The sequence below is a fragment of the Mycobacterium sp. IDUB_36 genome, from assembly GCF_055419225.1.
This window is the reverse complement of sequence record NZ_JBVAXH010000001.1, coordinates 611,389-632,266: the sequence shown is the minus strand read 5'-3', so window position 1 is coordinate 632,266 and position 20,878 is coordinate 611,389. Positions and strand designations below refer to the sequence as shown.

Below are 20,878 nucleotides of genomic sequence, written 5' to 3'. Positions count from 1 at the left end.
GAAGCGAGAGAAGGCTAAAAGTGACCACAGGTCTGGGTATGCCGGCCGCGCCGGCGCCCACGCTGGCGCCCCGGCGCAAGACGCGACAACTGATGGTCCGAGACGTCGGCGTCGGCAGCGATCACCCGATCCCGGTGCAGTCGATGTGCACCACCAAGACTCACGACGTCAACGCGACCTTGCAGCAGATCGCGGAGTTGACCGCTTCCGGTTGCGACATCGTGCGGGTGGCATGCCCGCGACAGGAAGACGCCGACGCGTTGACCGCGATCGCCAAAAAGAGCCAGATCCCGGTGATCGCCGACATCCACTTCCAGCCGAAATACATTTTCGCCGCGATCGACGCGGGCTGCGCCGCAGTGCGGGTGAACCCCGGCAACATCAAAGAATTCGACGGCCGTGTCGGCGAGGTCGCGAAAGCCGCTGGCGCAGCGGGCATTCCGATCCGCATCGGCGTCAACGCCGGATCGCTGGACAAGCGGTTCATGGAGAAGTACGGCAAGGCGACGCCGGAGGCGCTGGTCGAGTCGGCACTGTGGGAAGCATCGCTGTTCGAAGAACACGGGTTCGGCGACATCAAGATCAGCGTCAAGCACAACGACCCGGTGGTGATGGTCGCGGCGTACGAACAGCTCGCCGCCCAATGTGACTACCCCTTGCATCTCGGCGTGACCGAAGCTGGGCCGGCGTTTCAGGGCACGATCAAATCCGCGGTCGCGTTCGGCGCGTTGCTGTCGCGGGGCATCGGCGACACCATCCGGGTGTCGTTGTCGGCGCCGCCGGTCGAAGAGGTCAAGGTCGGCTCGCAGATCCTCGAGTCGCTGAACCTGCGCCCACGCGGTTTGGAAATCGTGTCCTGCCCGTCCTGCGGGCGCGCGCAGGTGGACGTCTACCGCCTGGCCAACGAGGTGACGGCCGGCCTCGACGGGCTCGATGTCCCGTTGCGGGTGGCGGTGATGGGCTGCGTGGTCAACGGACCGGGGGAGGCGCGCGAGGCCGATCTCGGCGTGGCCTCGGGGAACGGCAAAGGCCAGATATTCGTCCGGGGCGAGGTGATCAAGACCGTGCCCGAAGCACTGATCGTCGAGACGTTGATCGAAGAGGCAATGCGATTGGCTAACGAGACGGGCGCGGACGGATCAACGGCAAGCGGCGCGCCAGTTGTGACCGTAAGCTGACATTGGCCTAATCGGGCTCAGTATCCGTCGCAGAAAGAGTCAGTATGTCGGCTCCGCCCATCCGCCGCATGGTCAGCGAGCGACGGGTATCTGTTGTGCGCGACGGGGCTGCTGTACGCCGCGTTTTCGACGAGGACCCGGTGGGGTCGTGCATGGTCGCGGCCAGGGTGGCCGATCACGGCATGGACCCGCACTCGATCGGCGGCGAGCTGTGGACGCGCCGTGGGCCCGACGAGTCGCTGTGTTACGCCGGCGCCAACCTGATCCCGCTGCGTGGGCGCGTCGATGATCTGCACGCGTTCGCCGATGCGGCGTTGACCGGCTCGCGCCGGTGCTCGTCGCTGGTCGGGCGGGCCGAATTGGTGCTGCCGATGTGGCAGCGCTTGGAGTCGTCCTGGGGTCCGGCCCGCGACGTTCGCGACCGTCAGCCGTTGATGTCGCTGACCACGATGCCGACCTGCGCGATCGATCCCGGTGTGCGACAGGTCAAGCCCGACGAACTCGACACCTATCTGGTGGCGGCGATCGACATGTTCATCGGCGAGGTGGGCGTCGACCCGCGCCTCGGCGATGGCGGGCGCGGCTACCGGCGTCGGGTCGCCGGCCTGATCGCGGCCGGTCGGGCGTGGGCGCGTTTCGAGAACGGTGAAGTGGTGTTCAAGGCAGAGGTCGGGTCGCAGTCGCCGACGGTCAGTCAGATCCAAGGGGTTTGGGTGCATCCAGAGTGGCGCGGACGCGGCCTCGGCACGGCCGGAACCGCGACCCTGTCGGCGGTCATCGTCGGCACCGGCCGCACAGCCAGCCTGTACGTCAACGACTTCAACTCCGTCGCGCGCGCGACGTATGACCGGATCGGCTTCAACGAAGTCGGTACGTTCGCCACGGTCCTGCTCGACTGACTCTCCCTGAGATCGACCCAGGAGCGGTCTCGGCGCAGAAGCGTAAAGCCGCGTAACAATTCCGTCTCGGTGTGTCGCCACGCGTCTGGCGAGAGCGGTTCTAACATCAGCCACAATGGCAACAAAATTCACAGTGGCATCAGCTGCCACAGCCGCCGTCGCGGCGCTCGTCACGACGACAGCGGTATCGGCCTGCACTCCGAAGCAGGAGGGGCCCGCATCGGCGGCCCAGCAGTTCTTCGCCGCCTTGGCCACCGGCGACACCGCGGCGGCCGCCGAACTCAGCGACAACCCCAGTGACGCGCGCGAAGCTCTGAACGCCGCGTGGGCCGGCCTGCAGGCCGGCCACTTGGACACCCAGATTCTCGGCTCGAAGTACGCCGAAGACACCGGCTCGGTGAGCTACCGCTACACCTGGCACCTTCCGAAGAACCGCAACTGGACCTACGACGGGCAGCTGAAAATGGCCCGCTACGAAGGGCATTGGCAGGTTCGCTGGAACAGCACCGACCTGCATCCGCGCCTCGGTGAGCACCAGACGCTCGCTTTGCGGGCCGACCCGCCGAAGCGGGCGTCGGTCAACGAAGTCGGTGGGACCGACGTGTTGGCGCCCGGCTACCTGTACCACTACTCGCTGGACGCCTCGAAGGCCGGCGCGTTCCTGATCAGCACCGCCCGGTCGGTCATCGACGCGCTGCATCCCTTCGACGACACGATCAACGATCCGCAGCGGCTGGCCGAGCAGGCCAGTGGCACCGGCAAGCCGGTCGACCTGATCACGCTGCGCACCGACGACAACAACCGGATCGCGCCGGCGCTGGGCAGCCTGCCCGGTGTGGTGATCACGCCGCAGGCCGAGCTGCTGCCGACCGATTACCACTTCGCGCCGGCGCTGATCGGCCAGGTCAAGAAGGCGGTGATCGACGAGCTCGACGGCGAGGCGGGCTGGCGGGTGGTCAGCATCAACCAGAACAACGTCGACCTGGCTGTGCTGCACGAGGTCGCACCCGCACCCGCTCCCTCCGTGTCGATCAGCCTGGACCGGGCCGTGCAGAACGCGGCCCAACGCGCGGTAGACAACCAGGGTCGTCAGGCGATGATCGTCGTGATCAAGCCGTCGACGGGTGAGATCCTTGCCGTCGCACAGAATTCTGCAGCCGACGCGCTGGGACCGCTGGCCACCACCGGTCTCTACCCGCCAGGATCGACGTTCAAGATGGTCACCGCCGGTGCGGCGCTCGAGCGCGATATGGCAAGTCCCAACACACTTTTGGGCTGCCCCGGCCAGCTGGACGTGGGTCAGCGCGTGGTTCCCAACTACGGCGGTTTCGATCTGGGGGTGGTGCCGCTGTCGCGTGCCTTCGCCAGTTCGTGCAACACCACGTTCGCCGAGCTGGCCAGCCAGATGCCCCCGCGCGGGTTGACCCAGGCCGCCAACAAATACGGCATGGGCCTGGATTATCAGATCGACGGGTTGAGCACGGTCACCGGATCGGTGCCGCCCACGGTCGATCTGGCCGAGCGCACCGAGGACGGCTTCGGCCAGGGCCGGGTGTTGGCCTCTCCGTTCGGGATGGCGATGGTCGCGGCGACGGTGGCGGCCGGCAAGGCGCCAGTGCCCCGGCTGATCGAGGGACGGCCCACGCAGATCAACGGCGACACCACCCCGATCAGCGAGAAGATGATCGAAGGTCTCCGACCGATGATGCGGTTGGTGGTCACCAACGGCACCGCCAAGGAGATCGCCGGCTGCGGCGAGGTATACGGGAAGACCGGTGAGGCGGAATTCCCCGGCGGCTCGCATTCCTGGTTCGCGGGTTACCGCGGCGACCTGGCCTTCGCGTCGCTGATCGTCGGAGGCGGCAGTTCGGAGTACGCGGTCCGGATGACCAAGTTCATGTTCGAGTCGATGCCCGCGGATTACCTGGCCTAGAACCCGTTCAGAGAAAGCTGTCGCCCGGCCGCGAGGGGCGACCGGGCGACAGGGTTTTCGCCGTGCAGGCGGTCTCCAGGTTGACTGGGTGGGTTAGACCGCTGCTGGCGTTTGGCGTCCGAACCGGGGGATTGACCCCCCAACCCTCCGGTTCGGGCTGCCACCCCTCATCGGGGTGGATCCCTTGACTACTTCAGTCGGAGGACGAGCCTTCGACAAACTGAAGCGTATAACAGGAACACGCACCTTTTAAGCGAATCCGACATAATAAACTCAGCTGAACTTGTAGGACTGCTAAGCCTACTCTCAGTTCCGGTTCGACGGCGTTCGAACCGTTCAGATTTTTAACAAATCGGCACTGGGATCGCCCTGTAGATTTTCCTACCGGAGCTAAAAGGCGAGGAAATACCAGCTCATAGGTGTGACTAACGAGGCTCGACTGTTAGCGGGGGTGCTACCGGTGGTGATTCAACGGTCATTGAACATTATCGCGGCGCTGGCTGGATCCGAGGAATCAGACTTTGAATCCGAATTTTTGAACGGTCTGTCTGAGAGGTTTCAACAATGGTTTTGACAGTCTGCACAATAATGTCGACTGAACAAACAGGATCTGCCCGATTCGCCATTAAATTGGAACGGCTAGCTGCAAATAGACCTCAGCGGCAGTCGGTGTGCAGGTTGATAGCCATACCTTTGGGATCAGCTGATGGCGGTCAACAGGGCGATCGTGCAGCGTTCGCCTGCCGCGCTCGTGGCGGTAGATTGGGGAGGCCATGTCACGTCCAGACGAGCTGTCCGAATTACGCGTCTCCGACGCCGATCGCAATGGCACACTGCGTCGCCTGCACAATGCCGTCGCGCTCGGGTTGATCGATATCAGCGAGTTCGAGGAGCGATCGACGCACGTCTCGTATGCGCGCACCCGCAACGAGTTGGACGGCCTGGTCAGTGATTTGCCGGGTCCCGGCGCGATCGTCGCCTCGGCTGCCGACCGGGTCGAATTGCGTGGGTGGGCCGGTTCGCTGAAGCGTCACGGCGAATGGACGGTACCGACCAGGCTGGCCCTGGTGCGCCGGATGGGTTCAGTCGAGCTGGACCTGGTCAAAGCCCGGTTCGCGGGCCCGGTCGTCGTGATCGAGTTGGACATGAGGTTCGGCTCCGTCGAGATTCGATTGCCCGAGGGCGCCAGCGCGTCCATCGACGACGTCGAGGTGTACGGCGGTAGCGCCAGCGATCGGCGCAAGATCGCGCCGGCCGAGGGCACTCCGCACGTGGTCCTGGTCGGCCGGGTGGTGTGCGGGTCGGTGCGGGTCAAGGGTCCGCGCCGGTCGCTGGTCCGCCGCCGCGGCCGCGGCTGAGACGCCCGGCCGAATCCGACGGCCCGACTCCGGGCGGGGCATCCGCCGGACCCGCGTGGTCGCCGCGAACGGATATCCTGGCAGCATGCCTGTCCGCTCTGCCCTGTCCGCCGGCGTCGTGTCGCCGACACTTCCGGTGCCCAAGTCGATCGAGCGTCCGGAATACGTCGGCAAGCCGACCGCGCGCGAGGGCACTGAGCCATGGGTGCAGACGCCCGAGGTGATCGAGAAGATGCGGGTCGCCGGCCAGATCGCCGCCCGTGCCCTGGCCGAGGCGGGCAAGGCCGTGGCGCCCGGGGTGACGACCGACGCGCTGGACCGCATCGCTCACGACTACATGGTCGACCACGGCGCCTACCCGTCGACGCTGGGCTACAAGGGCTATCCGAAATCCTGCTGCACCTCGCTCAATGAGGTTATCTGCCACGGCATTCCCGACTCGACGGTGATCGAAGACGGCGACATCGTCAACATCGACGTGACCGCCTACATCGACGGCGTGCACGGCGACACCAATGCCACCTTCTTGGCCGGCGACGTCTCCGAAGAGAACCGCCTGCTCGTCGAGCGCACCCACGAAGCCACGATGCGCGCCATCAAAGCAGTGAAGCCGGGCCGTGCGCTGTCAGTTGTCGGTCGGGTGATCGAGTCGTACGCAAACCGATTCGGCTACAACGTCGTTCGTGACTTCACCGGACACGGCATCGGCACCACGTTCCACAACGGACTGGTGGTGTTGCATTACGACCAGCCCGCCGTCACCACTGTCCTCGAGCCTGGGATGACGTTCACCATCGAACCCATGATCAACCTCGGGTCGCTGGACTACGAGATCTGGGACGACGACTGGACGGTCGTCACCAAAGACCGCAAGTGGACCGCGCAATTCGAGCACACCCTGCTCGTCACCGATTCCGGCGCGGAAATCCTCACGTGGGCGTGACAACGCGGCCGTGAGCGGCGCGTTGCTGGTCGCCGGCACCACGTCCGACGCGGGCAAATCGATGGTGGTCGCCGGGCTCTGCCGGTTATTGGCGCGCAACGGAATTCGGGTTGCGCCGTTCAAAGCGCAGAACATGTCGAACAACTCGGCTGTCACGGTCGAGGGCGGCGAGATCGGCCGCGCCCAGGCGATGCAAGCGCGGGCGGCCGGGTTGGCGCCGAGCGTCCGGTTCAACCCGATCCTGCTCAAGCCCGGTAGTGACATGACGTCGCAACTGGTGATCAAGGGGCAGGTGGCGGGCACGGCGACCGCCACGGGGTACTGGTCGGACCGCAACAGGCTATCGGCTGTTGTACACGACGAATTGGCCTCGCTGCGAAGCGAATTCGACGTGGTCATCTGCGAGGGTGCCGGCTCGCCCGCCGAAATCAACTTGCGCGCACACGACTTGGTCAACATGGGTCTGGCCCGCGCGGCGAACCTTCCCGTCGTGATCGTCGGCGACATCGACCGCGGCGGCCTGCTCGCGCACCTGTTCGGCACGGTGGCGGTACTCGACCCACCGGATCAGGCGCTGATCGCTGGATTCATCGTGAACAAATTCCGCGGCGACGTGTCGCTGCTGGAGCCCGGGCTGCGCCAGCTCGCCGAGCTCAGCGGCCGGCCAACCTATGGGGTCCTGCCGTACACCGACGACCTGTGGCTCGATACCGAAGACGCGGTCCCGGTGTTGGCCCACCGCGTGCTCGGCACACCCCGGCCTCCACGTGGCTCGCAGTGGCTCCGGGTTGCGGTGCTGCGGCTGCCGCGGATCTCCAATTCCACCGACGTCGAAGCCCTGGCCTGCGAACCCGGAGTGTTGGTCCGCTGGGTCCGAGAGCCCGCCGACCTGGCCGACACCGACGTCATCGTGCTACCGGGCACCAAAGCCACCGTCGCCGATCTGGCCTGGTTGCGCGAACGCGGGCTCGAGTCCGCGCTCCGGTCGCACGCCGCTTCCGGCCGGGCGGTGCTGGGCATCTGCGGCGGCTTCCAGATGCTCTGCCGATCCATCGACGACCCGGTGGAGAGTCGATCCGGTCGGGTCGAGGGGTTGGGGATGCTGGACGCCGAGATCACATTCGAGCGCGACAAGGTGCTGCGTCGCCGGCAGGGGTCGCTGCACGGTTACGAGATCCACCACGGCCGGGTGGGACGCTCCAGCGATGACACCTGGTTCGACGTGGACGGCGTGCCGGAGGGGTATCGGCGCGGTCAGGTCTACGGCACGCACTGGCACGGCTTGTTCGACAACGACGACTTCCGCCGGTGCTGGCTGGCAGCCGCGGCGTCGGCAGCCGGACGCGACGGATTCGTGGTCGCCGACGACACCGATGTCAGTGCCCGACGCGACGCCCAGCTCGATCTGATGGCCGATCTGTTGGACGCCCACCTCGATGTCGACGCGATCAGTGCACTGCTGCGCGACGGCCCGCCGCACCGCCCGACGATCGTCGCGACACTGGACCCGGCGTGACCAATGGCTGACTCGATCAACGCTTTTCGTCGAAGCGCTCACGAGGTGTCGCCTCGGTTGTCACACGCGTTGCAGCAGTGGCATGTTGCGAGAACGTTTCCAATTGCCACTCGGCCAAAGTTCCGCGCGAAAACGGCCCGCGTGCGCGGTATTTCACTGTAATTTGCTCCTGTGCCCTTGACGATGATGACTACCGTCGACGGGTTTCCCATCCAGGTCTGCGATACCGGTCCGGAGAAGGGCTCCGTCGTTGTGCTGCTGTGCGCGGCGCAGCGGGCGCTGCCCGCTTACGACGCGGTATGCGAGCGTCTGCACACCGCGTCGCTGCGCACCATCGCCGTCGCGGCCGACCCGCGCCTGACGCCGAAGTCGGTGGTGGGCATTCTCGACGTGCTCGATGTCAGCTGGGGTGTGGTGGTCGGCGACCGCGACGGCGCTGAACTCGCCTGGGAGCTGGCCGCCACCAGGTTGGACCGCTTCACCGGTCTGGTGGTGATCGACCGTGGCCACCCGCGGGTCGCCGATCAGGGCGTGATCCGCGACGGAGACTGCCCGCCGGTCGAGATCGACACCACCGCACTGGTCAGCAGCTCGTCCTCACACTCGGTGGCGAAGGCCAGCCAGCGGTTCGTCTACGGGGACTACCGGGTGGTCGAGTTGCTCGGACGGCGGAACGCGCACGAGTCGACGGCGCAACTGGCCGCCGAGATCGTCCTGCGCACCAGCACCTGGTGACCGCGGCCGACCTGTCCCGTGCCGAGCTGCGGCGACTCGTCGAATCCGGTGCCGTCGACACCGTGATCGTCGCGTTCGGCGACATGCAGGGCCGCCTGATGGGTAAGCGCATCGCTGCGGACTTCTTCGTCGACGAGGTTGCCGACGCGGGCGCGGAATGCTGCGACTACCTGTTCGCCGTCGACGTCGACATGAACACCGTCGGCGGATACGCGGTATCGGGATGGGACACCGGCTACGGCGACATGGTGATGAAACCGGACCTGACGACGCTGCGGCGAATTCCGTGGCTGCCCGGCACCGCGCTGGTGCTCGCCGATGTGCAGTGGCATGACGGTAGCGCCGTCGAGCCTGCACCGCGGCGTGTCCTGCGCCGGCAGCTGGATCGGCTGCACGCCAGCGGGCTGCAGGCGTACGCCGCCACCGAACTGGAGTTCATGGTCTTCGACGATTCGTATCGGGAAGCGTGGGCGAGCGGGTATCGCGGCCTGACTCCGGCCGGCGATTACAACATGGACTACGCGGTGATGGCCTCCAGTCGCATCGAGCCGCTGTTGCGCGACATCCGGCAACACATGCAGGGTGCGGGTCTGCGTTGGGAAGCTCTCAAAGGCGAGTGCAACCGGGGCCAGCAAGAACTCGGTTTCCGCTACGACGAAGCCCTGATCACCTGCGACAACCACACGGTCTACAAGAACGGCGCGAAGGAGATCGCCGACCAGCACGGTAAGTCGCTGACCTTCATGTCGAAATATGATGAGCGCGAGGGCAATAGCTGCCACATCCATCTGTCGCTGCGCTCGCTGGACGGCTCGCCGGTATTCGGCGACGACGGTCAACCGCTCGGCATCTCGTCGACGTTTCGCAGTTTCCTCGCCGGCCTGCTGGTCACTTTGCCGGACCTGACGCTGTTTCACGCCCCGAACATCAACTCCTACAAGCGATTTACCGACCAGAGCTTCGCGCCCACCGTGGCCGCATGGGGCGTCGACAACCGGACCTGTGCGCTTCGCGTTGTGGGTCACGGCGACAGCATGCGGGTGGAGTGCCGGGTTCCCGGCGGGGACGTCAACCAGTATCTGGCGGTCGCGGCGTTGATCGCGGGCGGGTTGCACGGCATCGACAACGAAGTGCCGCTGCCGGAGCCGTGTACCGGCAACGCGTATCAGCTCGCTGAGGATCACCGCGCGCTGCGGTTGCCCGGTACGCTGACCGAAGCGGCGACGCTGTTCGACGGGTCCGCGGTGGCCCGGCAGGCTTTCGGTGACGACGTGGTCGACCATTACGTCAACAATGCCCGCGTCGAGGTGGCCGCGTTCAACGCGGCGGTGACCGACTGGGAGAGGGTTCGCGGGTTTGAGCGCTTTTGATCCGGTGACCACGCGGGACGGTTCCGGCCGCGGAGACGCCGATCACGTGACACCCCCGGTCATCGGTCTGACCACCTATCTGCAGCGAGCCCAAACCGGGGTCTGGGACGTACCGGCGAGTTTCCTTCCGGCGGTGTACTTTCAGGGCGTCACGGCCGCCGGGGGAGCGGCGGTGCTGCTGCCTCCACAGCCGGTGGATTCCGTTGTCGCCGAACGCGTCCTCGACAGCCTGGACGGTTTGCTCATCACCGGCGGCACAGACGTCGATCCGTCGGCCTATGGCCAGCAGCCGCACTCGAGCACCGACCGGCCCGCGCAGCAGCGCGACGCGTGGGAGTTCGCACTGCTGCGCGGGGCGCTCGCGCGGAAGCTACCGGTGCTGGGTATCTGCCGCGGCGCTCAGGTGCTGAACGTCGCGTTGGGCGGAACGTTGCACCAACACCTACCCGACGTGATCGGGCACGATGGGCACCGGGCCGGCAACGCGGTGTTCACCACCCTGCCGGTTCGCACGGTGCCGGGCACACGGCTGGCCGCGTTGGTCGGTGACTACGTCGATGCGCGGTGTTATCACCATCAGGCGATCGCCGAACTCGGCGACGGCCTGGTGGTCAGTGGCTGGGACGCCGACGGTGTGATCGAGGCACTGGAGCTGCCGGGACGGGGCTTCGTGCTCGCGGTGCAGTGGCATCCGGAGGAGAGTTTGGACGACCTGCGACTGTTCTCGGCGATCGTCGACGCGGCGCAGGTATACGCGAAGGAGCGGTAATGGATCTCACCCAGAGGCTGGCCGGCCGGACCGCAGTGGTCACCGGCGGGGGTGGTGGCATCGGGCTGGCATCGGCGCGGCGGCTGCATGCCGAGGGTGCCACGGTCGTCATCGCCGACATCGACGAGCAGACCGGGGTCGCGGCCGCCGACGAGGTCGGCGGTTCGTATGTGCCCGTTGATGTTTCGGACGAGGTGTCGGTGAACAACTTGTTCGACACCGTCGTGGACCGGCACGGTGCGGTGGACATCGCGGTCAACAACGCCGGCATTTCACCGCCGGACGACGATCTGATCGAGAACACCGAACTGCCGGCCTGGCAGCGGGTGCAGGACGTCAACCTGAAGTCGGTGTACCTGTGTTGCCGGGCGGCGTTGCGGCACATGGCGCCCGCCGGTCGAGGATCGATCGTCAACATCGCCTCGTTCGTCGCGGTGATGGGTTCGGCCACCTCGCAGATTTCCTACACCGCGTCCAAGGGCGGAGTGTTGGCGATGTCCCGTGAACTCGGTGTGCAATTCGCCCGCCAGGGCATCCGGGTCAACGCGCTGTGCCCGGGCCCGGTGAACACCCCTCTGCTGCAAGAGCTTTTCGCCAGCGACCCCGAGCGTGCGGCCCGGCGGATGGTGCACGTGCCGATGGGCCGCTTCGGTGAGGCCGACGAAATCGCGGCGGTGGTGGCATTTTTGGCCAGCGACGACGCGTCGTTCATCACCGCGGCGAGCTACCTCGTCGACGGCGGAATAAGCGCGGCCTACACCACTCCGCTGTAGCGCTCAGCGGCGAAGGGTGATCAGCGGGATTGCCATCTCGACGGGGGTCGCACCGCCGTGCATGCCCACCAGCTGAGCGACCTCGGGCGGCTCGCGCCGGCTTGCCAGCACTGCGAGGTCGCTGTGGCAGATCACCACCACATCGCCGATGCGGGCCAGGTGTTCGGCCCGGACCGGCCCGAACAACCCCGCGGCGACGGCGTCGTCGCGGCCCAGGACATCGGCCCGGCCTTCCAGCACTTCGGCCCAGGTCGCGATCACGTCCGGTGCGGCACCGGATTCGGTGTGCAGGTAGCGGACCCGCGGTTCGCCGGCCACCACCCGCACCCCGGCGGACAGCCGCGGATCGGTGTCCACGTCCACCCGCGCGTCGGCCGCGACGTCGAGGCCGCCGTGGTCGGCCGTGACCAGCAGCACGGCATCGGACGGCAGCGTGTCGAGGACTCGGGTCAACAGCGCGTCCACGTAGCCGGCCGCGCCGTGCCACTCGGCCGATCCGACACCGAACAGGTGTGCGGCGGTGTCCAGAGCAGAGGTGTAGGCGTACACCAATCCTGTTGCCGCGCGGACCTGTTCGCTTACCGCGTTGGCATAGTCATCGTTGCGGTCAACCGGACAGAACTGCGCGCCGCGGTAGGCGGCCTCGGTCAGCCCGCTGCCGACGAACGGCGCGGGCAGCACCGCGCGGGCGTCCACACCGGAAGCCTGCAAACGCTCGAACCAGGTTGGGACAGGCTGCCATTCGGCCGGTGGCGGGTCGTCACGCCAGAAGATGTGGGTGAGCACCCGAGCGGTCCCGGGCACATTGACGGTGAAACCCAGCAACCCGTGCTGGCCCGGACTCACTCCGGTGCCCAGCGAGGCCAGGCTGGTCGGCGTCGTCGAGGGAAACGTACACACCAACTCGTCCAGCCGTCCCGCGGCGCCGGCCAGCACGGAAGCGAGGAGGGGTGCGCTGGAAGCCATTTCGGGCAGCAGGTGCCAGCCCATCCCGTCGACCAACAGCACCACGACCCGCCGGACGTCACCGACAGATTCGGTCAGGTGCAGTGCATCGGTCGCATCCGGCACGGCGAGCAGCGCGGCTGCGGTCGGCAGCACGTCACAGATCGACGCCGTCACGTCAGTCCGACAGCCCCAGCAGGGCGTTCTCGACGACTTCGGGCAGTGCCGGGTGGATCCAGTACTGGCCCCGCGCCATGTCGTGGACGCTCAAACCGAACGTCATCGCCTGGATCAGCGGTTGAATGATCGACGAGGCCTGGTGTCCCATGATGTGTGCGCCGAGCAGGCGACCGCTCTGGGCGTCGGAGATCAGTTTGACGATGCCGGCGGTGTCTTCGGTGGCCCAGCCGTAGGCGACGTCGGCATAGTCCTGGATCTTGCAGGCCACGTCGAAACCCTGTGCCACGGCCTCGTTCTCGGTCAATCCGACGTAGGCGATCTGCGGATCGGTGAACACCGCTGCCGGAACGTAACGGTGATTGGTGGCGGTCATCGACGCGGTGTCGTCCCAGTCCACCAGCAGGTTGCGCTGCACGACGCGCGCTTCGTGATTGGCGACGTGCTTGAGTTCGTACGGCGAGGAGACGTCGCCGAGCGCGAAAACGTTTCGGGCGCTTGTGCGTTGGTATTCGTCGACGACGACACGGCGGTCGTCGAGTTCGATCCCCGCCTTCTCGGCGTCGAGTCGATCGCCGTTGGAACGCCGCCCGGTGGCCACCAGCACGGCGTCGGCCTTCAACTCCGAGCCGTCGTCGAGTTCGAGCACGATGCCGGAACGGTCCTCGTGCGAGCCGAGAATATTGCGGTGGCTGCGCACTTCCCACTTGGTGGACGCGATGCGGGTGAACCGCCGTGACAACGTGTCGTCGAGATGCCGGAGCAGCGACCCGCCCCGGATGACCAGCGTGATGCGCACCCCGAGCGCGGAGAAGATGTGCGCGAATTCGCATGCCACGAAACCGCCGCCGACGATCACCATGTGCTTCGGCAGTTCCGTTATCCGCATGACATCGTCGCTGGTGTAAAAGTGCACCCCGCAGTCCAAGATGGCCGGCGGCACCTCAGCGCGCGCACCCGCGGCGATCACCACCTGCTCGGCGGTGAACTCGGTGCCGTCGTCGGTGCGCAGCAGGTAACGGCCGTCGGCCTGCACCCCGGCGAACCGGGTGTGGGTGTCGTAGACGTCGACGTGTGGCTGGGCGCGGCGGTAATCCTCGCCGCCGATGGCGATCGGGTCGATACGGCCGAATACGCGCGAGACGATGTCGTCCCACCGGACCCGGTCGATGTGCGCGTCGATGCCGTAGCGCGCCGAGTTGCGGATGGTGTCGGCAACCTCGGCGGCGTAGACGAACATCTTGGTCGGAATGCACCCGACGTTGAGGCAGGTGCCGCCGAAGGTGCCCTGTTCGCAGATCGCCACGCGCTTCTTGGCGTAGTGGTCGTCGAGAATGCTGTTGCCGGAACCGGTTCCGATGATCGCCAGGTCGTAACTTTGCATTCCGTAGTCCTTCAGCCGTTCTGGGAGGCGACGCCGGTGGCCGCGCCCAAGTAGTCGTTCAGCCAGGTGTCCAGCTGACGGTAGGCGACCCGTCGGGGTTCCGGCATCGACAGGAACACATCGTGTTTGGCATCGATCACCGGAACGATCGTGGAGCGATTGCCGATGCATCCGGCCCAGCGCGCGATGTGCTCGACGTCGAGAACCGCGTCGCCGTGTTGCAGCGCGACGGCGTCGGATGCGTCGATCACGCTGTGGTCGGAGCGCAAGATCAGGTTGGGTACCCCGACGTCGAGACCGCGGTGCAGCGTGATCTGGCCCGCCCGCACGGCGGACAACCAGCCGAAGGTGATAGGGAAGCCGCCCAACGGTTTCCACTGCAGGTTGTAGTCGAACTCGCCGTGATAGTCGCGATGCAAGCTGGCGCCGTAGCCGCCACCGGTCTGGCTCGGGGCGCGCGCGACCCGCTTGTCGCCGAGGCGCGCGATCGCCGCGATCAGCACCCTGGTCGGTGGCCAGCGCAGCGGCACCGGACCGGGCAGATCCAGGAACGGGCTGTTGAGTACGAGTCCGGCCACCCGGTTGCGCGCCGTCGCGCCGCGTCGACGGAGCCGGTCCAGCCACAGCGACACGATCAGGCCGCCCGCCGAATGACCGTAGACCAGCACCGGTGGCGAACCCGTTTCGCGGCCGATGATCTCCAGCGCACGGTCGAGCTCGCGGTCGTAGTGGGCCAGGTCGGTGGTGAAGTGCGGCGTCAGCCCACGACGCGATGAGCGCCCGCACTTGCGTAAGTCGAGGGCGTAGAAGGCAAAGCCGCGACCGGCGAAATGGTCGGCCAGCGAGGTGTGGAAGAAGTAGTCGGTGTACCCGTGCACCGCCAGGACTGCGCGGGCGGCCGGTGCCGCTTCTCCGCGTCGCAACAGTGTCGCGTCGATGAAGCCCTCGCCGTCGGGATCCTCACCCAGCGGGATGGTGAGCCGCCAGTAGCCGGGCAGGACGTCGGGCTGCCAGCCAGTCACGCACGTCAGCTTAGAGCCCAACTACCCCTGGCCGGGGTAGGGCACCGCCGCGATCACGCCGCCGCCGTTGAGCGGTGGCCCCAGCAGCACCGTCGACACATTGGTGCCGGGGTCGTAGTCGAGCAACGACTCCCCGGAGCCGCACGAAACCGTCGCCTGCAGATGCAGATGGCTGCCGTTCACCCCGATCACATGGACACTGCTGTGCGGCGCCACCTCCGGCACCGACACCGGGGTCGTGGTGCCGCCCACCCGGCTGAGTTTGCCGAGATACTCGCTGCCACAGGCGCCTTCGTCCTGGACGAAGATGCCGGCCGGCAACTGCCACGCGGTCACATCGCCGAGGTCCTGGTCATGTCCGGTCAGCGGCGCGGTCAGCGCGGTGACGGGTTCACCGTCGGCGGGTACCAGCCACAGCCGTGGCAGGTAGTGATCGAGGCACCGGGTCAGCACGACCGTCGACCCGGCGTCCCACCACCGGGCGGGTGCGCAGTCGTGTCCGCCCGGGACCGGCAATATCTTGCCCGCGACGCCGTCGTTGCCCATCAGAGCGAGGCCGGCGGCCGTACCCAGAACCAGCCGGGTGCCGTCCGGCCTGGACAGAAACGATCCCTGGAATTCCGGCCCCACGGGGTAGGTCAATTCGGGCTTGCCGGCCAGGTCGACCCGCCGCAGCGAAGCCGGTTCGGTGTCGTGCCCTTTGGCCAGCACGATGGCTTTCCCCCGGGGACGGGAGTAATGCGGGATGACGTTCGAGCCGTCGACGGTGAATGTCGCCTGCCGGCCGCTGTGTAGGTCCACGGTCGTGATCGCGAGGCCCGCAGCCGTGTTGGCGTACAGCAGCGCGTGGCTGCCGTCTCCCGACCAGTCGCCCAATGTCATCGTCGGGCCGTCGCCCGACGGCGGGAAGGTGGCGATCGGATAGCGACCCCCGTCCGGGTCGACCAGGTACAGGCTGGTGGGGACGCTGTCGGCGGTGGGCTGGCCGGGCGGTGGCTCGCCGGAACCCCGGCCGGGGGCGGGGCTCCAGGTGGCCAGCAACCAGCCGGGGCCCACCTGGCTCCACGGGATCGAGCCGATGGCGGCCTCGACACCGTGCGCCGCGACCGTTGCGGGCGTCGACGTCGCGCCGGCGCCGGGCGCGCGGGGTTCGGGCTGTGTCGACGGCGCGCAGCCGACGACGAGGCCCGCCACCAGCACTGCGCCGGCCCCGCGATTTCGCCAGGTCATCGCGACAGCGTGGCAGACCGCGCAGGACAGCGGGCCGGATCGGTGCGGGATAGCCTGACCATCGAGAAAGCCCGCACGAACGAAGAGGATGAACAGCTCGGTGCCAGGTCCGCAGCCCAGGACAATCCCGAAAGTCGACGCCGTGTTGGTCGGGACCGGAATCATGAGCGCCACGCTGTCGGCGCTGTTGCGGCGGCTGGAGCCGGATTGGTCCATCACCGTGATCGAACGACTCGACGGCGCCGCGGCCGAAAGCAGCGACCCCTGGCACAACGCCGGCACCGGGCACGCCGGCTTGTGCGAGCTGTTCTACACCCCGCAACTGGCTGACGGATCGATCGACATCACCAAAGCGGTCCGGGTCAACGAGCAGTTTCACGTCACCCGGCAGTTCTGGGCCTACGCAGCCGACAGCGGCATGCTGTCCGACGTCCGGGCATTTCTCAATCCCGTCCCGCACGTCAGTTTCGTACAGGGCGCCGAGCGCGTCGACTATCTGCGCCGCCGGCGCGCGGCGCTGGCCGACAACCCGCTGTTCGCCCGCAACGAATTCATCGAGGGCGCCGACGAATTCGCGCAGCGGCTGCCCTATATGGCCGCCGGACGGGACTTCTCCGAACCGGTCGCACTGAACTGGGCCGCCGAGGGCACCGACGTCGACTTCGGTGCGCTCGCCCGGCAGCTCGTCGGCTACGGGGTCGCCCAGGGCAGCACCGCCCTGTTCGGCCACGAGGTCCGCGGCCTCACCAAACAGCGTGACGGCGGTTGGCGGCTCGACGTTCGCAACCGGCGCAGCGGCCGGAACCACCAGCTCGACGCCGCGTTCGTCTTCGTCGGTGCCGGGGGGCAGGCCCTGCCGCTGTTGCAGAAGTCAGGCATCAAGGAGGCCAAGGGTTTTGGCGGCTTCCCGGTCGGCGGACGATTCCTGCGCAGCGGTAACCCGGCGATCACCGGCCGGCACCGGGCCAAGGTCTACGGGCTGCCCGCGCCCGGGGCGCCGGGGATGACGGCCGCGCACCTGGACACCCGCATCGTCAACGGCAGACCATGGCTGATGTTCGGGCCGTTCGCCGGCTGGTCGCCGAAGTTCCTCAAGCACGGGCATGTCAGCGATCTGCCGCGATCGGTCACACCGGGAAACCTGATCACCGTGGCCGGGGCTGGGTTCGGTCAGCAGGAGCTGGTCCGCTACCTGATCGGCCAGCTGAGGTCGACGAAGTCGACGCGCGTCGGCGCGCTCCGCGAATTCGCGCCCAGTGCAGACGATTCCGACTGGAACCTGATCAGGTCGGGGCAGCGCGTCCAGGTGATCCGCCCGGACAAGCGCCGCGGCGGCCGGGTGGAATTCGACACGACCGTGTTGACCGCCGAGGACGGCAGCATCGCCGGCCTGCTCGGCGCCTCGCCGGGAGCGTCGATAGCGGTGACCGCCATGCTGGAGGTGTTGCAGCGCTGCTTCCCCGACCGGTATCACCGCTGGCTGTCCACGCTCACCGAGATGGTGCCGTCGCTGGGCGTCACCTTGTCCGACGAGCCCGCCCTGTACGAGGAGCTGCGATCGTGGACCACCAAGACGCTGGCGCTCGAGCCATGACCGTCGACAGTTCGTCCGGGATCGGCACTCCGGTATACCTAGCGGACATGTACGCCCTGCACGGATTCGTCGGAGTCCGCGACGAATTCCCCGACGACGGTGTCCCGCGCGGCACGGGGGGCCGCGCATGACCACGCCGGAGAATCCGTATCTGGTCGGGCTGCGGCTGACCGGCAAGAAGGTCGTCATGGTCGGTGGCGGCAGCGTCGCGCAACGCCGGCTTCCCCTGCTGGTGGCCAGCGGAGCGGACATCCACGTCATCAGCCGCAGCGCCACCCGCGCGGTCGAGGCGATGGACGGCATCACTCTGTCGCTGCGCGACTACCGGGACGGCGACCTCGACGGCGCCTGGTACGCGATCGCGGCCACCGACGACGCACAGGTGAACGAGGCGATCGTCGCCGAGGCCGAGCGCAACCGGATCTTCTGCGTGCGGGCCGACATCGCGATCGAGGGCACCGCGGTGACCCCGGCGTCCTTCGAATACGCCGGGCTGTCGGTGGGAGTCCTGGCCGGCGGCGAGCACCGTCGGTCGGCGGGCATCCGTTCGGCCATCCGGGAGGCATTGCAGCAGGGCGTCATCTCGCCGGAGAGCTTCGAGAGCGACGACGTGGTCCGCGGCGGTGTGGCACTCATCGGCGGCGGGCCCGGCGACCCGGAACTGATCACCGTGCGGGGCCGTCGGTTGCTCGCGCAGGCCGACGTCGTGGTCGCCGACCGGTTGGCGCCCCCGGAACTGCTCGCCGAGTTGGCGCCCAATGTCGAGGTGATCGACGCCGCCAAGATTCCCTACGGCCGGGCGATGGCCCAGGACGCCATCAACGCGGTGATGATCGAGCGCGCGCGGGACGGCCATTTCGTGGTGCGCCTCAAGGGCGGTGACCCGTTCGTGTTCGCCCGAGGCTACGAAGAAGTGATCGCGTGCGTCGACGCTGGGATTCCAGTGACGGTTGTTCCGGGTGTGACCAGTGCCATAGCGGTGCCGGCATCGGCGGGCGTACCCGTCACACATCGCGCGATCAATCATGAGTTCGTGGTGGTCAGCGGGCACTTGGCGCCCGACCATCCCGAATCGTTAGTGAATTGGGATGCATTAGCAGCAATGACCGGAACCATCGTTTTGCTGATGGCGGTCGAGCGCATCGAACTCTTCGCCGAGGTCCTCTTAAGGGGCGGCCGACCTGCGGATACGCCGGTAGTGGTGGTTCAGCAGGGGACGACGGCCGCCGAGCACACGTTGCGGGCCACGCTGGCGGACGCGCCGGAGAAGATCCGGTCGGAGGGCATCCGACCTCCCGCGATCGTTGTCATCGGCTCTGTGGCGGCGTTCGGCATTTAAAAGTTCCCTAAGATTACTGTAGGGTAAGTTCTTATGACGGCTCTCAACGATGCAGAGCGGGCTGTCCAACGATGGACTACTGAACCCTCGAAGCGAGCAGTTCACATGCCCGATACGCACCCAGAAAAGACCGCCCCCGAACACGGCGCTGCAGCCACTCCGACGAAGACGACTCCGTGGATGCCGACGCGGCGATTCTTCACCGCGGTCATCGCGATCGCCGGTATGCAGCTAATGGCGACCATGGACGGCACCATCGCCATCGTCGCCCTTCCCAAGATCCAGAACGAGCTGAGCCTGTCCGACGCCGGCCGAAGCTGGGTCATCACCGCCTACGTGCTGACGTTCGGCGGCCTGATGCTGCTCGGCGGTCGCCTCGGCGACACCATCGGCCGCAAGCGGACCTTCATCGTCGGCGTCACCCTGTTCACCATCGCTTCGGCGTTATGCGGCATCGCCTGGGACGACGTCACGCTGGTGATCGCCCGGCTGCTGCAGGGCGTCGGCGCCGCGATCGCCTCGCCGACCGGTTTCGCGCTGGTCGCCACCACCTTCGCCAAAGGACCCGCCCGCAATGCCGCCACCGCGGTGTTCGGCGCAATGACCGGTGTCGGTTCGGTCGGAGGCCTTGTCGTCGGCGGCGCGCTCACCGAGTTGTCCTGGCGCCTGGCCTTTTTGGTGAACGTGCCGATCGGGCTGGCGATGATCTACCTGGCCCGCACCGCACTGCGCGAGACCAGCCGTGAGCGGATGAAGCTCGACGCCGGCGGTGCAGTGCTGGCCACGCTCGCGTGCACAGCTGCCGTGTTCGCCTTCTCTACGGGCCCGGAAGCCGGCTGGGTTTCGTTCCCCACGCTGGGCTGTGCCGGACTGGCGCTGGTGGCGTTCATCGCGTTCGCGTTCGTCGAGCGCAGCGCCGAGAACCCCGTCGTACCGTTCTCGCTGTTCCTCGACCGCAACCGGCTGGCCACCTTCGTGGCGATCTTCCTGGCCGGTGGGCTCTTGTTCACCGTCACGGTGCTGGTCGCGCTCTATGTGCAGGACATCATGGGTTACAGCGCGCTGCGTGCAGGCGTCGGCTTCATCCCGTTCGCCATCGCGATGGGCATCGGGCTGGGCGGCTCGTCGCAGCTGGTATCACGCTTCCAGCCCCGGGCCATCGTCATCGCCGGCGGCGCGCTGGTGGTCGGAGCGATGATCTACGGCTCGACGTTCAACGGCGCCATGCCGTACTTCCCGAACCTGATCGTGCCCGTAGTCATCGCCGGCATCGGCATCGGCATGGTCGTCGTCCCAGTGGCGCTGTCGGCGATCGCGGGCGTCGGCTTCGACCAGATCGGCCCGACCTCGGCGATCGCGCTGATGCTGCAAAACCTCGGCGGCCCGGTCATTCTCGCCATCATCCAGGCCGTCATCACGTCGCGCACGCTGTATCTCGGCGGTATCAACGGCCCGGTGAAGAACATGAACGCCGGGCAACTGCATGCCCTCGATCACGGCTACACCTACGGGTTGCTGTGGGTAGCGGGCGTGACCGTCATCGTCGGCGCGGTGTCGCTGTTCATCGGCTACACCGCCGAGCAGGTCGCGCACGCGCAGGAAGTCAAGGACGCCATCGACGCCGGCGAGCTCTAGCTCGTCATCCCCGCTCAGAGACCACGGCTGCGATCCCCCGAGGATGGCAGCCGTGGTTACTGCGTGGCGGACACCATT

General features: G+C 67.1%; 18 protein-coding genes. 14 read left to right on the top strand and 4 right to left on the bottom strand.

Translation table 11 applies throughout. The features are described from left to right. Positions 1 to 20 precede the first annotated feature (20 nt). The 10 genes from ispG to ACZYW1_RS02955 all read left to right on the top strand — a co-directional run bounded on the left by ispG (position 21) and on the right by ACZYW1_RS02955 (position 11,474). Positions 21 to 1,178, top strand: coding sequence for a flavodoxin-dependent (E)-4-hydroxy-3-methylbut-2-enyl-diphosphate synthase (gene ispG, locus ACZYW1_RS03000; RefSeq protein ID WP_463783148.1), 1,158 nt, complete (start codon positions 21 to 23; stop codon positions 1,176 to 1,178). A gap of 44 nt (positions 1,179 to 1,222) precedes the next feature. Next, on the top strand, positions 1,223 to 2,077 hold the full coding sequence (locus ACZYW1_RS02995; RefSeq protein ID WP_463783146.1) for a GNAT family N-acetyltransferase: 855 nt from the start codon (positions 1,223 to 1,225) through the stop codon (positions 2,075 to 2,077). A gap of 115 nt (positions 2,078 to 2,192) precedes the next feature. Continuing rightward, entirely contained in the window at positions 2,193 to 4,010 is a 1,818-nt protein-coding gene (locus tag ACZYW1_RS02990; protein WP_463783144.1) for a penicillin-binding transpeptidase domain-containing protein, read from the top strand. A gap of 773 nt (positions 4,011 to 4,783) precedes the next feature. After that, positions 4,784 to 5,368 (top strand): DUF1707 SHOCT-like domain-containing protein, encoded by a 585-nt coding sequence (locus ACZYW1_RS02985; protein ID WP_463783143.1) that lies wholly within the window; start codon positions 4,784 to 4,786, stop codon positions 5,366 to 5,368. Between the two features lie 85 nt (positions 5,369 to 5,453). Next, the gene (map, locus tag ACZYW1_RS02980) at positions 5,454 to 6,311 is read left to right on the top strand and encodes a type I methionyl aminopeptidase (protein ID WP_463783142.1); all 858 of its coding nucleotides are present in this window, start codon (positions 5,454 to 5,456) and stop codon (positions 6,309 to 6,311) included. A 10-nt stretch (positions 6,312 to 6,321) separates the two neighbouring features. Beyond that, positions 6,322 to 7,827 (top strand): cobyric acid synthase, encoded by a 1,506-nt coding sequence (locus tag ACZYW1_RS02975; protein WP_463783139.1) that lies wholly within the window; start codon positions 6,322 to 6,324, stop codon positions 7,825 to 7,827. A gap of 186 nt (positions 7,828 to 8,013) precedes the next feature. Continuing rightward, positions 8,014 to 8,562 (top strand): alpha/beta hydrolase, encoded by a 549-nt coding sequence (locus ACZYW1_RS02970; protein ID WP_463783138.1) that lies wholly within the window; start codon positions 8,014 to 8,016, stop codon positions 8,560 to 8,562. Continuing rightward, positions 8,559 to 9,932, top strand: a complete 1,374-nt coding sequence (locus ACZYW1_RS02965; protein ID WP_463783136.1) for a glutamine synthetase family protein — start codon at positions 8,559 to 8,561, stop codon at positions 9,930 to 9,932. Before ACZYW1_RS02970 ends, ACZYW1_RS02965 begins: the two co-directional genes overlap by 4 nt. 46 nt (positions 9,933 to 9,978) lie before the next feature. Beyond that, positions 9,979 to 10,701: a gamma-glutamyl-gamma-aminobutyrate hydrolase family protein gene (locus ACZYW1_RS02960; protein WP_463787652.1), complete on the top strand. Its 723-nt coding sequence runs from the start codon at positions 9,979 to 9,981 to the stop codon at positions 10,699 to 10,701. Beyond that, on the top strand, positions 10,701 to 11,474 hold the full coding sequence (locus tag ACZYW1_RS02955; protein WP_463783135.1) for a 3-oxoacyl-ACP reductase: 774 nt from the start codon (positions 10,701 to 10,703) through the stop codon (positions 11,472 to 11,474). The genes ACZYW1_RS02960 and ACZYW1_RS02955 overlap by 1 nt, the downstream gene beginning before the upstream one ends. A gap of 3 nt (positions 11,475 to 11,477) precedes the next feature. Here the strand turns inward: ACZYW1_RS02955 and ACZYW1_RS02950 are convergent, their stop codons facing one another. From ACZYW1_RS02950 to ACZYW1_RS02935, 4 genes are read right to left on the bottom strand one after another with little or no spacing between them, the layout of a single operon-like run. Continuing rightward, positions 11,478 to 12,596 (bottom strand): alkaline phosphatase family protein, encoded by a 1,119-nt coding sequence (locus ACZYW1_RS02950; RefSeq protein ID WP_463783133.1) that lies wholly within the window; start codon positions 12,594 to 12,596, stop codon positions 11,478 to 11,480. Position 12,597: 1 nt separating this feature from the next. Then, the gene (gene mtr, locus ACZYW1_RS02945) at positions 12,598 to 13,980 is read right to left on the bottom strand and encodes a mycothione reductase (RefSeq protein ID WP_463783131.1); all 1,383 of its coding nucleotides are present in this window, start codon (positions 13,978 to 13,980) and stop codon (positions 12,598 to 12,600) included. 11 nt (positions 13,981 to 13,991) lie between these two features. Continuing rightward, the gene (locus ACZYW1_RS02940; protein WP_463783130.1) at positions 13,992 to 15,002 is read right to left on the bottom strand and encodes an alpha/beta hydrolase; all 1,011 of its coding nucleotides are present in this window, start codon (positions 15,000 to 15,002) and stop codon (positions 13,992 to 13,994) included. Between the two features lie 21 nt (positions 15,003 to 15,023). After that, a complete protein-coding gene (locus tag ACZYW1_RS02935; protein WP_463783128.1) occupies positions 15,024 to 16,397 on the bottom strand; it encodes a TolB-like translocation protein in 1,374 nt (457 codons plus the stop codon). Between ACZYW1_RS02935 and mqo the strand changes: the two genes are divergently transcribed. The 4 genes from mqo to ACZYW1_RS02915 are packed head-to-tail and all read left to right on the top strand — an operon-like array spanning position 16,321 to position 20,800. Then, positions 16,321 to 17,826 carry a malate dehydrogenase (quinone) gene (mqo, locus tag ACZYW1_RS02930; RefSeq protein WP_463783127.1) on the top strand — a complete coding sequence of 502 codons (1,506 nt, stop codon included), beginning with the start codon at positions 16,321 to 16,323 and terminating at the stop codon, positions 17,824 to 17,826. The genes ACZYW1_RS02935 and mqo overlap by 77 nt on opposite strands. Further along, a complete protein-coding gene (locus ACZYW1_RS02925) occupies positions 17,823 to 17,957 on the top strand; it encodes a hypothetical protein (protein WP_463783125.1) in 135 nt (44 codons plus the stop codon). Before mqo ends, ACZYW1_RS02925 begins: the two co-directional genes overlap by 4 nt. Next, positions 17,954 to 19,165: a uroporphyrinogen-III C-methyltransferase gene (gene cobA, locus ACZYW1_RS02920; RefSeq protein ID WP_463783124.1), complete on the top strand. Its 1,212-nt coding sequence runs from the start codon at positions 17,954 to 17,956 to the stop codon at positions 19,163 to 19,165. The genes ACZYW1_RS02925 and cobA overlap by 4 nt, the downstream gene beginning before the upstream one ends. Positions 19,166 to 19,198: 33 nt before the next feature. Continuing rightward, positions 19,199 to 20,800 carry an MFS transporter gene (locus tag ACZYW1_RS02915; RefSeq protein ID WP_463783123.1) on the top strand — a complete coding sequence of 534 codons (1,602 nt, stop codon included), beginning with the start codon at positions 19,199 to 19,201 and terminating at the stop codon, positions 20,798 to 20,800. Positions 20,801 to 20,878: the final 78 nt, after the last annotated feature.